Source organism: Pediococcus stilesii, from assembly GCF_001437075.1.
GTDB classification, from domain to species: Bacteria; Bacillota; Bacilli; order Lactobacillales; family Lactobacillaceae; genus Pediococcus; species Pediococcus stilesii.
On the sequence record NZ_JQBX01000009.1, the window covers coordinates 21,335 to 34,693 of the forward strand.

14 protein-coding genes are annotated in these 13,359 nt (G+C 37.9%); 10 read left to right on the forward strand and 4 right to left on the reverse strand.

Features of this window, described 5'->3' with window-relative positions:
* Positions 1-3 precede the first annotated feature (3 nt).
* On the forward strand, positions 4-633 hold the full coding sequence (locus IV81_RS05060; RefSeq protein ID WP_057802764.1) for a GyrI-like domain-containing protein: 630 nt from the start codon (positions 4-6) through the stop codon (positions 631-633).
* Positions 634-705: 72 nt separating this feature from the next.
* On the opposite strand, the gene IV81_RS05065 is transcribed toward IV81_RS05060, so the two are convergent.
* Positions 706-1,644, reverse strand: a complete 939-nt coding sequence (locus tag IV81_RS05065) for an aldo/keto reductase (protein WP_057802765.1) — start codon at positions 1,642-1,644, stop codon at positions 706-708.
* 160 nt (positions 1,645-1,804) lie between these two features.
* Between IV81_RS05065 and IV81_RS05070 the strand changes: the two genes are divergently transcribed.
* Complete coding sequence (locus IV81_RS05070) at positions 1,805-3,190, forward strand: hemolysin family protein (RefSeq protein ID WP_057802766.1); 1,386 nt, start codon at positions 1,805-1,807, stop codon at positions 3,188-3,190.
* A 62-nt stretch (positions 3,191-3,252) separates the two neighbouring features.
* Here the strand turns inward: IV81_RS05070 and IV81_RS05075 are convergent, their stop codons facing one another.
* A complete protein-coding gene (locus IV81_RS05075; RefSeq protein WP_057802767.1) occupies positions 3,253-4,074 on the reverse strand; it encodes a Cof-type HAD-IIB family hydrolase in 822 nt (273 codons plus the stop codon).
* Between the two features lie 172 nt (positions 4,075-4,246).
* Here IV81_RS05075 and nrdI point away from each other — a divergent pair, with 172 nt between their 5' ends.
* The 7 genes from nrdI to IV81_RS05110 all read left to right on the forward strand — a co-directional run bounded on the left by nrdI (position 4,247) and on the right by IV81_RS05110 (position 10,274).
* Positions 4,247-4,720, forward strand: a complete 474-nt coding sequence (gene nrdI / locus IV81_RS05080; RefSeq protein ID WP_057802768.1) for a class Ib ribonucleoside-diphosphate reductase assembly flavoprotein NrdI — start codon at positions 4,247-4,249, stop codon at positions 4,718-4,720.
* 14 nt (positions 4,721-4,734) lie between these two features.
* Positions 4,735-5,526 (forward strand): tyrosine-protein phosphatase, encoded by a 792-nt coding sequence (locus IV81_RS05085; RefSeq protein ID WP_057802769.1) that lies wholly within the window; start codon positions 4,735-4,737, stop codon positions 5,524-5,526.
* 22 nt (positions 5,527-5,548) lie between these two features.
* Positions 5,549-6,487, forward strand: coding sequence for an alpha/beta hydrolase (locus tag IV81_RS05090; RefSeq protein ID WP_057802770.1), 939 nt, complete (start codon positions 5,549-5,551; stop codon positions 6,485-6,487).
* 320 nt (positions 6,488-6,807) lie between these two features.
* Positions 6,808-7,587 (forward strand): tyrosine-protein phosphatase, encoded by a 780-nt coding sequence (locus IV81_RS05095; protein WP_057802771.1) that lies wholly within the window; start codon positions 6,808-6,810, stop codon positions 7,585-7,587.
* A gap of 87 nt (positions 7,588-7,674) precedes the next feature.
* A complete protein-coding gene (locus tag IV81_RS05100; RefSeq protein WP_057802772.1) occupies positions 7,675-8,139 on the forward strand; it encodes an ASCH domain-containing protein in 465 nt (154 codons plus the stop codon).
* A 4-nt stretch (positions 8,140-8,143) separates the two neighbouring features.
* Positions 8,144-9,355, forward strand: a complete 1,212-nt coding sequence (locus IV81_RS05105) for an MFS transporter (protein WP_057802773.1) — start codon at positions 8,144-8,146, stop codon at positions 9,353-9,355.
* Positions 9,356-9,425: 70 nt separating this feature from the next.
* Positions 9,426-10,274 (forward strand): hypothetical protein, encoded by an 849-nt coding sequence (locus IV81_RS05110; RefSeq protein ID WP_057802774.1) that lies wholly within the window; start codon positions 9,426-9,428, stop codon positions 10,272-10,274.
* A 94-nt stretch (positions 10,275-10,368) separates the two neighbouring features.
* On the opposite strand, the gene IV81_RS05115 is transcribed toward IV81_RS05110, so the two are convergent.
* Positions 10,369-11,271 carry a YihY/virulence factor BrkB family protein gene (locus IV81_RS05115; protein WP_057802775.1) on the reverse strand — a complete coding sequence of 301 codons (903 nt, stop codon included), beginning with the start codon at positions 11,269-11,271 and terminating at the stop codon, positions 10,369-10,371.
* A 13-nt stretch (positions 11,272-11,284) separates the two neighbouring features.
* Positions 11,285-12,724, reverse strand: a complete 1,440-nt coding sequence (locus tag IV81_RS05120; RefSeq protein WP_057802776.1) for an MFS transporter — start codon at positions 12,722-12,724, stop codon at positions 11,285-11,287.
* 151 nt (positions 12,725-12,875) lie between these two features.
* Here IV81_RS05120 and IV81_RS05125 point away from each other — a divergent pair, with 151 nt between their 5' ends.
* Positions 12,876-13,331 carry a Fur family transcriptional regulator gene (locus IV81_RS05125; protein WP_057802777.1) on the forward strand — a complete coding sequence of 152 codons (456 nt, stop codon included), beginning with the start codon at positions 12,876-12,878 and terminating at the stop codon, positions 13,329-13,331.
* Positions 13,332-13,359 lie beyond the last annotated feature (28 nt).

A 13,359-nucleotide genomic window follows, 5' to 3' on the forward strand; every position in this document is an offset into this window, starting at 1 on the left:
TGTATGGAAGTTAAAAAAATTGAATGGCGAAAGACCGAACCAGGTTTTTCGACTAGAAAAAAGCCTCAAATCTTAACCATCCCCGAACAAAACTACTTTAGTATTAGAGGGATTGGAGATCCTAATTTACCGGATTTTTCAAAGCGAATCCAGGTTTTATATCCTTTAGCATATTCAATTCGAATGAGTCAAAAAGCTGGTTGGGTTATTCCCAACTTTCAACTGTACACCGTCTATCCACTTGAAGGATATTGGGGACTTCAAGAAAAATTCTTAAGTGCTCCAGTAATGCAAAAAAGTCATTTTGAATACAAAATTGGCATTAAGCAACCTGATTTTGTGACGCCTGAAATTGCCGAGTCGGCTAAGCAGCGAGTGCTTGCCAAAGTCGATCCAGCTTTACTAGACGCTGTATTCTTTGAAAGACGCCCAGCACAGTTAGTGGCCCAAATTCTACACGTTGGTTCCTTTGATGACGAGCCGGCAACCTTTAAAATACTCGATGATTTTATCAAACAAAATGGTTATCAGCGGATTGAAAAGGAACACACTGAAATCTATATGAGTGATTTTCGCCGGGTAGAGGAAGCCAAACGCAAGACCATTTTACGGGTAGCAATTAAAAAAATTTAATTAAAAAACACAGATACGCCAAGGTATATAACCCGCATCTGTGTTTTTTAAGTTACTACACTCATTTAACCCTTATGGCATGTCGTTTCCGGCAGCGTAGTAGATGTCATACCATTCTTGTCCTGTTATTTGAACATCGCTTCCGGCGGCTGATTCCTTAATATGTTCGGGATTCATCGTTCCTAATAAAACCTGGAATTGAGCTGGATGGCGTAAAATCCAGGCTGTTGCAATTGCATTTTTAGTAACTCCGTAAATATCTGCAATTTGCTTCATTTTTTTATTTAGTTCTGGGAACTTCGGATTATCAATAAATACGCCATCAAAGAAGCCGTATTGATATGGTGACCACGCTTGAATAGTAATGTCATGCAATCTTGCATATTCCAACGACTGGCCATCGTGATCAATGCTGCGGTCATCAAACATATTTGTGTGCATCCCAAAATCGATCATTCCGGTGTGCATAATTCCGAATTGAAGTTGATTAATCTCTAATTTTTGTTTTGTATATTTTTGAACTAGTTCAATTTGCATCGGGTTAAAGTTGGAAACGCCAAAATGACGGACTTTTCCAGCAGCTTGTAGCTCATCAAATGCTTCAGCAATCTGTTCTGGTTCCATTAACGCATCTGGACGATGTAGTAAAAATGAATCTAAATAGTCAACTCCCAATCTTTGTAATTCACCATCTACGGCTGAAATGATGTGTTCTTTGCCAAAATTATACCGATTTCCATAAGGAACTTCACCCTTGTTAGAGTTTTCAATTCCACCCTTCGATTGAATATACAAATCTTCTCGATGGACACCAGAAAGTTTCAAACCTTCTCGAAAACGAATGCTAGATTCCCCTTGTGCATAGATGTCTGCAGAGTCAATATAATTAATTCCAGCATCAAAAGCGGTGTCAATTGCAGTACCCGCTTCTTCATTGGTCAATGCGTCCATCCGCATAATACCTAATGCCACATTGGAAGCTTTCATTCCGCCAATATCAATTTTTTGCATACCTTATATCCCCCGATTCAAAGTTTAAGTAAGTTTTACAAACTTATGATAACATTAAAGACCTTTTACAACATGAAAAATAAACTCACTTTTCATACTAATTTTAAAATTATCGTTGTATAATGTAGGAATAACTAGAAAAAGAAATGGGGAATTATTTTTGGATAGCGGTCAGATAGTCTCTAACCTGATTGTGATGCTAATTACTTTTATATTAGCTTACTTTTTTGTCGCTGCGGAATTTGCTTTAGTTCAGACGCGACTCAGTGCCTTAGAAGAGGCTGAAAAGGTTGCAACAAGCGCTCGCAAAAAGAAGAAATACCAGTTGGCAATGCGCATGGTTCGTAAATTAAACGAATACTTGTCAACAACGCAGGTTGGTACCTCAATTTGTGGAATTATTTTAGGTTGGATTGGTGAATCAACCGTCGAGTTTTTTGTTGTCGAAGTTTTTGGTGCAACTCACCTGGTTAACACGGCATCCTTACACATTGTTGGTGCCATCGTGGGTGTTTTACTGTTAACTTACCTTGAAGTGGTTATTACCGAAATTGTTCCAAAGAATATCAGTATTGATATTCCTCTTAAAGTTTTGATGTGGGTTGTAACTCCACTGCATTACTTCCATACTGCATTTTATCCATTTGTTTGGTTACTAAACGCTTCCGCTAATGGAATTGTCCGTCTACTTGGAATGCAACCAGCCGACGAAAACGACGAAGTTTTCTCCCAAGCAGAAATTTTAAATCTATCTAAGAATGCGGTTGGCGGCGGTGCACTTGATAAAAACGATTATGTGTACATGCAGCGGGCTTTTGATTTTAACGATAAAGTTGCCAAGGACATCATGATTGATCGAACGCAGCTTGTTGTTTTAGATATTGATAGTAAAGTCGATGAGGCTCTCCGCCAATACCTCCAAAGTCGTTTTAGTCGTTTTCCAGTTGTTGCCAATAATGATAAAGATAAAATCCTTGGTTACATATACAATTACGATATTATTCGTCAAAGCCAGGTTGATGGCGATATTAAGGTCAGCAAGCTTCTTCGAAACATTATTACCGTTCCAGAAACGCTTGCACTACAAGATGTTCTAGAACAAATGATTCAAAAGCAGGTTCCAATTTCCGTTGTAATCGATGAATACGGCGGAACCAGCGGAATTATTACAGATAAAGATATTTATGAAGAAGTCTTTGGCAACATTAACGATGAGATTGACGACGTTTCCGGAGATTACATTCATAAGCAACAGGATGGTTGCTATAAAGTTAGTGGAAAAACAACGGTGTACGATTTTGAACGTTTCTTTGGAATTGACGTTCCAGATTTTGAAGAAGAAGACGTTGTTACACTGGGTGGTTACGTCATTGATCACAAACCCGACATTAAAGTTAATGAACATGTTCGGATTCAAAATTATGATTTTGAAGTGCTTGATAACGAAAACGCCCATATTGACTGGTTCTTAGTTCGTAAATTAAAGCCAGAAGAAATTGATAGTGTTCCTCCTGTTGTTGAAGAAAATGAAAATATATTCGGTTAGATACCAAAAAAACTTCGATCCGCAATAGGATTGAAGTTTTTTTATATCAGTAAATAACCTCGTTATTTTAATTTGAAAAATTTATCCAGGAAATTTCCGATCCCATTTTCTAAATTACTATCGGTTATTGTATCAGCCTCGTCTTTCAAAATCTGAGGACTATTTCCCATTGCAACGCCCGTTCCAACGGCTTGTAACATTTCCAGATCATTCATATCATTACCAAATCCGATCGTTCTTTCAACCGGAATCCGATACTGATCCATAATCGCACGAACTGCCGTTGCCTTGGAGATCCGACGGGGGATTAACTCAATATTAGTTGGCGCAGACGCCGACACCGTTAACAGTCCCGAAGCTTTTAATTTTTCACGAGCTTCCGTTAAACGTTTAGAATTGGTCCGATCAATCGTAATACCATTAATAATTTGATCGCTTAGTTGGCGTAGATGATCCAAATCCCTAATTTTTTCAAACTTTCGATTACCCATCTTATCAGACATTACTCGTACCCGAGCGAGTCGACTCAATAACCAAGGTTTCTCATTCGTATAATACGTTAAATCCGTTGTAAAAAAGTTCGTCGAAAGTCCTAGCTCCATCGTAACATTGTAAATTTCCTTTAGCGCATTCCATCCTAAATGTTCTTTATGGATGTGGCGCCCCTTTTGATAAACTGAGCCGTTGGACGCAATAATTTCAACATCGCTATTAATCTTTCTTTGAACCAACTCGGCTAACGACAGCATCCGGCCTGTTGCAATATAAAAAATCACGCCTTGTTGTTGTAATTCCTCAATCGTCTTTTTTGTTGCAGGTAGGACATTTTGATGGTTATCAATTAAGGTCCCATCGATATCCATAAATACTAGATATGGTTCCAAAGTCTTCACCCCTTATGTTGTTAAAACCATTGTACTACATTTTGATACCGTTTCCATAAAACCTCTTTCATTTGCATAACATTATTTATTTGCAACTTCACCGTGGTATCATTTTAAGTAATAGGAGCGTAAAATTACTTTTGAAATAAAATCAAACCAAGGAGCTCTTATCATGAAAAATCAGATTCATCTTTTATATATTTCAATCGCTGGAAATACCCAATCATTTGTCGATGATCTTATCGATTATGCCGAAAAAATGCATCAAATTGACTCCGACAATCCACTAATTTCTGAAAAAGAAATTACTGACGAAACTGATTTTGCTGATGAAACAGATCCCTACTTTGCCTTCGTCCCAACCTATCTTGATGGTGGAAACGGAATTGATAACGGTGTTAAAGAGCTAATGACCAATGCTTTAGGGGAATACATCGCATATCATAACAATCGGCGTCTTTGCATGGGTGTTGTCGGTAGTGGTAATCGTAATTTCAATGAACAATACTGTTTAACCGCTCGTCGATATGCTCAGGACTATGGATTTGAAATGATTGATGATTATGAACTTCGTGGAAATAGTAAAGATTGCGAACGGATTTACAACAACATGTCGGAACGGGTGCGCAATCAAATAAAATCATAAAGTGAGGAATTAACATGGAACAACAGCGACTCTTACCAATTTCATCTGGAATAAATTTTCGTGAATTAGGTGGGTATACAACTCAAGATGGAAAAACTACTAAGTGGAATAAGTTAATTCGTTCTGGAAAATTAGCTGGCTTATCGATGGATGATATGACCTTCCTCGAAAACTACGGAGTTAAATACGACGTTGATTTTCGTTCTCCCGAGGAAAAAAGCAAGTTTCCCGACCAGGTTCCAGCCAATGCTGAGTATACCTTTGATCCCGTTTTTCCCGTTGATGAAACCCAAAGTACAAAGCAAACCGATGAACTTCAACGTAAGATGAACATCGATGCAACCAGTGGATTAGTTGAAATGCGTCGTGTTTATCGCGACGTGATTAATCAGCCCCATGCTCAAAAAGCTTATCGGAAATTTTTTGACGTGCTTTTATCAAATAGTGCAACCAATTCGGCGCTTCTTTTCCACTGTACGGCTGGAAAAGACCGAACCGGAATGGGCGCAGTCTTTCTTCTAAGCGCTTTAAACGTTGATGAAGATACAATTAAGGCCGATTACCTTCTAACTAATCGAGCTTCTAAATCCTTTCAAGATGGCATCATAATGGATCTGAAGCTTCAAAATAAAAATTCAGCGTTTATCCAAAGCATTCGGGCGCTTCAATCTGTTAATATCTCTTATTATAATTCAGCAATGGACGAAATTAAAAAGCTTTCAGGATCGATGGATGGCTATTTGCGAGAGTATCTTCAATTAACCGATCACGATCTTACTGACCTTAAGAGCATCTATTTAGAGTAATTTTTTCTGGGGGGATGATGAAATGCGTCGTGATTATCGAATTGGACTGTCATTTATGGGACCCGTCACACTGGCAGCCTCTGGCCTCGCTATCCTTAGCGCTAAACTTTACGATTATGCGTTTAGGAGAATTGATTATGTTCCCGATGCTTCGGCTGACAAACAGCAATATGCTGAAAAGTACTTTGAGTATGTTAAGTGGTATCAAGAGGTTCCCTCTTCAACCTGGTCTTTAAATCAAGGTGATCCTGAAAATTACATCGTTGCCAAATATATTCCTGCTGATAGACCATCTAAAAAAAGTGTTATCATTGCGCACGGTTACAAGGGCAACGGCGAAACCATGGCAAACTTTGCCAAAATGTTTCATGACTGGGGCTACCACGTGCTGGTGCCCGATGATCGCGGACATGGTGCGAGTTCTGGAAAATACATTAATTTTGGCTGGATTGATCGACTCGATTACGTCCAATGGTCACAATTAATGGTTAGCAAACTTGGAAAAGATATCAATATCGCTCTTTTTGGTGTCAGTATGGGTGGTGCCACCGTTCAAATGGCTAGTGGTGAACATCTTCCACCTCAAGTTAAAGTTCTCGTTTCGGATTGTGGCTACTCCAGTTTAGAAGAAGAATTGGTATTCTTATTAAAACAGCAGTTTCATCTTCCAAAACAACCCATCACTGGCATCGTCAGTCGGCTAAATCAGAAACGTTTAGGTTTTCCAATTTCGGTGGTTTCTTCCACCGAACAATTAAAGAAAAACAAACTTCCAATTCTTTTTATTCATGGTCAGCTAGATCGTTTTGTTCCATCTTGGATGACGGAAAAATCGTACTCGGTTGTCACCGCTCCAAAAGCAAAATGGATTGTGAAAAATGCTACTCACGCAGAAAGTTATTGGATCAATCCTCTACGGTACCATTATCACGTAAAACATTTTATTGAAAAATTTATTTAAAACTTGTCATTTTCAATATATTAAGTTAACAAAAAATTCACATTTATGGTTTAGTATGATTTACATGGATGAGGGATAAACTCCTTGTTCATTAAACTTTTATTCTGATTACTCCTCCAAAAAGTACAGAATTTAGTTTTCAACAACCTACTCCCCAAAAAGACGCCCTGTGAGGCGTCTTTTTACTTTCCATCGTTTTTCTTTTCTTAATTTAAAAACATTGCTGAAATCATTTCTCGTTTCATCCCTTTACTATCCTTATTCCTGATAGACCGTTATAATATACTTAATTATTCATCAAATTATGAGGGAGGATTTTTATGAAACCCGAACGAATTTTAAATGTTCCTGGTGCAATCAATTTTCGAGAACTTGGCGGATATCAAAATCAATTCAATCAAACCATTAAGTGGCAAAAATTACTGCGTTCTGGCGAGTTATCTCGGCTAACGCCCTCTTCTGTCGAAGCTTTGGGGGAATACGGTTTAAAGTATGATATTGATTTACGTTCCCCATCTGAAGTCGAATGGAACGCGGATCGAATCCCATCAACGACTATTTTTCGCTCCTATCCCGTTTATCCAATCCAACGTGGGGAACATTCTGACATCCCTGATCATCAGAATCTTAAATATCAGTCGTATGAACAAACCATGTACGATCCTTATTTAGTGATGGTTTTAGGTGAGCACTCCCGAATTGCGTTTCGACAAATGTTTCTTGATTTACTCGATAACACCCATGAAAAGGAATCACTCCTTTTTCATTGTGCGGCGGGTAAAGATCGAACCGGCGTTGCAGGAATGCTAATTATGGCTGCCCTTCAAGTTCCTTACGATACAATCCGGCAAGATTACCTGCTAACTAATCTAGTTTATAGTCAACGTGATCCAGACCAACTTCGTCAACAAATTACAAATGAACACGTTGATAAACTGATTCAAAAAATGAACAGCGTCTTTACCGTAGCAGCTTCTAATTTAGACAACGCCCATCAGACAATTATTAACACCTTTGGTAGCTGGGATAATTACTTTAAGGAAGCCCTCGAACTAACTGATCAGGATTTAAACGATTTACGAAAAATATATTTAGAATAGTACTATAACTTTTAGCTACTTTCTTTTGCGCAAACGGTTTCACAATGCTAAAATGAAGCAACAATAATTTGGAAGGAAATGATACTTATGGCAACCCCAGCAGAACATATGTGGAATGAATTTGTAGAAAAAAATAATATCACGAAAGGTAATTTCCAAACGCGGTGGTTTGGACAGCAGGATCAACCCGACGAAATTGATCGGCTAAATGATCTGATTCTGCATGGACAAAAAAGATCAACTTCTAAACCTTTGGCCTACTATGCCGCAGAACAAGAAGCTGTTCCCCAAGTTGGTGATTACTACGTTTTATTAAATGGTGAAATGAAGCCCGTTGCAATCATTCAGACCGTAGTTTCGGAATTAATCCCCTTCCTCAGAGTATCGGCAGAACATGCATATAACGAGGGCGAAGGCGATTTAAGTCTGGAAGACTGGCGTACCCGCTCATCTAAGAAATTTACAGAGTTGATGAGCAACTATGACAGCAAGTTCAGTGAAGATGACCCGATTGTCACGGAAGTTTTTAAGGTTGTCCACAGCGAGGGCTAAGACTATGAATCAGTCCCCCCGCCCTTGGAAAAGAAATATTACACTTTTTATAACCGCCCAGAACTTTTTTCTTTTTGGTTCTTCGGCGGTTTATTTTGCGATTCTTTGGTACATTGCTTTAAAGTCTTCGTCTGGAACGTGGATGATGCTGGCGACCCTTGCCACGACGCTCCCCCAAATTTTAATTTCTTTATTTGCGGGTACCTGGTCTGATCGCTATGACCGACGCCGTCTTTTAGTTTTATCAAGTACTTTTGTCAGTGCCATAACCATTTTATTAGCAATCGTCTATTTTTGGATTGACCAAAGTCTCTGGATTTTACTAGGTATCGCTGCGATTCGCTCTTTGGGAACCGGCGTTTCAACTCCCGTCGGTAATGCCTTTTTTCCACAGCTGATTCCGAAAGAACAAATCACCCGAATGAACGGGGTTAATCAAACCATCAGTTCCATTTTATTACTGATCTCTCCCTTACTTAGCGGGTACATTTTAAATAACTTAGGTATGTTTGCCGTCTTTATTGTGGACTTGATCACGGCCGCCGTCGGAATTGTTTTACTATTAAATATTAAAACTTTAAAAAGTTTATTTAACAAACCTAAATCGACTACTTCTTCCATTCAAGATATTAAAACTGGTCTACATTTTACTTTTAAGAACCATGGTATTCGAAATTTTCTGATTTTTACGGCAATCGCGTTTATTCTAATTGCACCTTCTTCACAACTATCAACTTTATTTGTAAAAAGAACTTTTGGATCAAACGTCTGGTTGTTAACACTAAATGAATTGTTATGGACAATTGGATCCGCGCTTGGGGGGCTCTTTATCTCTCTTCACAAACAAATTCCGAATAAAATTAAATGGATTGCCATCGGATTTATTGGTTCGGGCATTTGTTTCACCCTAATGGGAATTTCAACATCGTTTACTTTATACCTGTTTTTTATGTTTGGTTCGGGAATTTTCATGCCAATTATTCAAGGAACGACCAATATTTTGATTCAAGAAAACGTTCCTGATCTATGGATGGGAAGAATTTTTTCATTGCTTCAAATCGTTTCCACTGGAATTTACCCAATTGCAATGCTTTTCTTTGGTCCACTAGCTGATTATGTCGCAATCAAATGGATCATGGTTGCCACCGGTCTTTTGCTAGTTATTGTCGCCTTCATTTTTTATAAACGTCTCCAGAACCAACAACTATGTGATTAGCTTCACCCTTTCTTAAAATACGTTTCACAACCATTTTGGTATAATTAAACTAAAGCGAAAGGAGAATTCCATGAATAATCTAAATGCCCCTCAAATTCGAGTTCAAAACTATGATATTTACTTAAATTTGGGTTATCATCAACAAAATATTCTTGCACTTGCCGGTGTTACAGCCGTGGATTATCACGGAAATAATATCTCACAAGGACTTAATGTTGACGACCGGCAGGTAAATTACGATGTTGCTGGTCAATATCGGATTATTGTTAGCGTCCAAGATCAAGAGGGCAACTATGCCCAAACAGCAATTAATGCCATCGTTCAACAAGAAAATAATTCAAATTTATCGAATACTCGTCTAAATAATAATCAAAATTACTCTAACCCTCCTAGAGCACCCCGTTCCAAAAAATGGATTTTTTGGGTGATTGGGTTAGTTTTAATCGCAACTGGATGGGCTTTTTGGCGTCAAAACCAACAACAAAATCAAGCACTTCAGGATGCCCAAAGCAGCGTATCTTCGCTTAGTTCGGCAAGTGCCTCGAATAGTTCTTCAAATTCTCAAAGCATCGCTAAGATTTCGGATGTGAATAAAGATCTTCAACAACAGATTAGTGCTCTAAAGGATACGGTTCAAAAGTACAAAAGTGACAATGACCGTGCTACTTTTGAAAACGAAATTAATCAGTTGAAGCAGCAAAACACCGAACTTTCAAATAAAATTGCTCAAATGGACCAAAATAACGCAACTCAAAGTCTCACAAAGACTGTTAATAAACTTTCGGACACCGTTGATACAATCGCGCAGGCCCAGTCCGCCGACGAGGCTCAACAGGCATTATCTAACGCCAATTTAACCAATTCAATGGATAAAATTACCGAAGCAATTAATAGTATTAAAGATAAGCTTGGCCTTTAAAATTCCGCTCTCATCAAAGTGACCCCCAAAAGTTAGACTATCATCTAACCTTTGAGGGTCACTATTTTCATATACTAAATTAAAAATGATAATTTTATTTTCTTCGTTTAATTTTATATTTTCCAGCTACTTTTCTAAAGCTCCCCGATGTTTCCACAATTTTTCCATCCTTTAATTCCTGCCAAGTGGCGTTGATTACGCCCCCCAACATGATAATCATTGCCGAAAAATTGAGCCAGAACATAATCGCAATGAACGTTCCCAACGTTTTGTAACTTGTCACTGATTGGGCAAAAACCCGCAGGTAAAAAGAAAAGAACTGTGAAAGAATCATCGTTCCAGCAGTCGCAACTAATGACCCTGGAATCACGTATCGAAATTTAATTTTTGCGTTCGGAACTAAGTAGTATAGCAATGCCAGTCCAATAAAAAGTCCCATAATGGTGACCGGCCATTTTAGTTGACCAACTAAATTAAACCAGTGCGTTGGGAGGTTCATAATTGGCGTTAAGTAACTTATTAGCGTTTGTCCAAAACTAAAAATAAAAACCAAAACAGAGACGATGCCAATGATAATGACTGTCAAAAAGAAGGCCACCACTCGATTAACGATCGGATTCTGATACTTAGCCACATCGTAAGCTCGGTTAACTGTTCGTTGAAATGCCGCAACTGCTTGACTGGCAGAATAAAGGGTTAATAACAAACTGAATGAGAAAAGTTCCCCATTACCGGACCCTAAAAAATCTCTTACAATTGGTTCCGTGATATTGTAAATTGTTTCTGGGACCGCTGTTTCAATATATTCTAGTACCGTCTTCACGTGGATTTGAAATAACGGCAGCAATGACCCCAGTAACATCACCATCGGGAAAAGCGATAATAATAAGTAATATGCCAATACAATTGAATTATTTACGACCTCTGATTCATTGAACCTCTTTAATAACGCCCTTAGAAAGGTTTTACTTTTTCTAAAAACAATCTTTAAACTCATTTATTTTCTCCAACTATTTTCGTTTCATAAAGTACTTGCTTAAATTAAAGTTACGGCCTGCAATCATTGTAATAATCCAACCCACGATTGTAATAATAAAAAAAATCAAAAACGCAGCGCGGTAACCAAGCAAGGAAGATAGTTTTCCAGGCAATGCCGAAGCCGTTTGATTTTCCGTTACATTTTGTAGCACAACTGATAGAATTGTTAAAACGAGTGCCGATGTCATTAACTTAAACTGTGCCGTGAAAACATCCGCCATCTTTACCAGATACTCTGACTTTTGATCTTTGCTCAAATTTTTTCCGACCTGAATCAATAGTCCATGTCCCGCTTCAATGATCATTGTTAATATTACAAACAACATCATGTGGAGGTGTGCTGAAAAGATTGATAAGCATCCCCATCCAAACATCATGATTCCCATCGCGATTCTTGCGCGGCTCACTAAATTCATTCGGCTTAAAAGTTTTTTGGTAAAGTGATGAAACCCAATCATTATTAAAATTGACGGAACTAAAGCAATTCCTGTTAAAAAGATGGGATATCTAAGTCCTTGACTTAGGTATAGCACCCCAATAATCATTAATACAACTAATGAGGAAGCCCCAATTCCCTGTAAAATAAGTCCTCTTAGGTATCTAATGTTAAATAAGTTCCTGAAATCAATCAGTGGCGGATCGACATGGAGTTCTCGCCATATATAAATCGTAAAAAATAAAATACCACTAATAAAAAAGAACCAGCTACTCCATTTTGGAATATGCGTTCCAGTTTTAGTCAGCGTAACTAACCAACCAATAATAAGTAACAGTCCACCCGAAAATAGGGCATTTAACCACTCGATATGACGAGAACTTACTTCTAAATTAATTTTTATGTACGATGCACTATAATAGACAATGAGCGTCAAAATAATAATAAAAAGATTGACGTACTTCCAATTTCCCAATAACATTGCACATCCGGTAATAATCAGTGCACAAATCGCTGAGAATCCCAAAATAACATCTTCGATTTGATAAAAACTGGCAAAACGGCTATGCTCGGGTAAGAGACTTATAATTAGTGTTGGAAGCATTGGTAGAACCATTCCAGTTCCGATTGCTTGAATAATCCTGCCAATCATTAGAAAAGCTAAATTAGGACTAACGCCGATTATTAACGTTCCAATCGCAAATAAAATCAACGAATTTTGAAACGTTTTGACGATTTTCCCTTTTTTAAACCAAACCGGTCCAATCGGAAACATTAAGGATAGAATTGCCAAGGGAAGGATATTAATCAACTGTACCAGAGTTCCACCATCGCCAATTTTTTTAAGGATTGCGGCAACGGGCAGGGTTGTTGAAAATTCGCCAGTTAGCATTATAATTATCCCTGATAGTAGAATCAGGGCTCGACTGTATTCACCGTAACGAATTTGGTTAAACCATTGATGTATCTTCTCCATGGTGGCCCCCTTAATTAGCTTATAATTAATTTTATTAATTAAAATTTATAAAGTAAAGCCGTAGTTGAAACTTTTTTAATTTAACTTAAAGTTAACCGACGACCTTTCAAAGAAATATTTCATTAGTTAAGAATTTATTAGGAGAACAAGTATGACAAAAAAAACAATTGACGAAGCAATTGGGCATCTAAAGGAGAATCATATTCGAATTACTCCGCAAAGACAATTGATTTTAGAGTATCTTATCGAAAAACGAAATCATCCAACCGTTGAAACAATTTTCCAAGCGGTTAACGCTAAAGAGCCCAACCTTAGTCTAGCTACTGTATACAACACGTTAAATTTATTGGTTGAGCAAGGACTAGTGATTGAACTAACAAGCGGCGATGATGGTGTTCACTATGATTACTACGGCCGTCCTCATTTTCACGTTATTTGCGTTAATTGCGGAAAAATTATTGATGTTGAATATCCAGAATATGCAGCTGATCTCGCTAAAATTGATCGAATTGCTGCCGAAAAAACTGGTTATGATATTATCGCTAACCATGTTGAAGTTGAAGGCATTTGCCCCGAATGCGCTAGTAAAGCCAAAGTCGCAAAATAATTCATCAAAAAATCCCGGCGTGGACCAA

Excerpts from the sequence above, each read along its gene's own strand:
- nrdI (WP_057802768.1), top strand. The coding sequence starts at position 4,247 with ATGAAAAATCAGATTCATCTTTTATATATTTCAATCGCTGGAAATACC.
- IV81_RS05105 (WP_057802773.1), top strand. The coding sequence starts at position 8,144 with ATGAATCAGTCCCCCCGCCCTTGGAAAAGAAATATTACACTTTTTATA.
- IV81_RS05060 (WP_057802764.1), top strand. The coding sequence starts at position 4 with ATGGAAGTTAAAAAAATTGAATGGCGAAAGACCGAACCAGGTTTTTCG.
- IV81_RS05065 (WP_057802765.1), bottom strand. The coding sequence starts at position 1,644 with ATGCAAAAAATTGATATTGGCGGAATGAAAGCTTCCAATGTGGCATTA.
- IV81_RS05110 (WP_057802774.1), top strand. The coding sequence starts at position 9,426 with ATGAATAATCTAAATGCCCCTCAAATTCGAGTTCAAAACTATGATATT.
- IV81_RS05120 (WP_057802776.1), bottom strand. The coding sequence starts at position 12,724 with ATGGAGAAGATACATCAATGGTTTAACCAAATTCGTTACGGTGAATAC.
- IV81_RS05100 (WP_057802772.1), top strand. The coding sequence starts at position 7,675 with ATGGCAACCCCAGCAGAACATATGTGGAATGAATTTGTAGAAAAAAAT.
- IV81_RS05085 (WP_057802769.1), top strand. The coding sequence starts at position 4,735 with ATGGAACAACAGCGACTCTTACCAATTTCATCTGGAATAAATTTTCGT.
- IV81_RS05115 (WP_057802775.1), bottom strand. The coding sequence starts at position 11,271 with ATGAGTTTAAAGATTGTTTTTAGAAAAAGTAAAACCTTTCTAAGGGCG.
- IV81_RS05090 (WP_057802770.1), top strand. The coding sequence starts at position 5,549 with ATGCGTCGTGATTATCGAATTGGACTGTCATTTATGGGACCCGTCACA.
- IV81_RS05125 (WP_057802777.1), top strand. The coding sequence starts at position 12,876 with ATGACAAAAAAAACAATTGACGAAGCAATTGGGCATCTAAAGGAGAAT.
- IV81_RS05095 (WP_057802771.1), top strand. The coding sequence starts at position 6,808 with ATGAAACCCGAACGAATTTTAAATGTTCCTGGTGCAATCAATTTTCGA.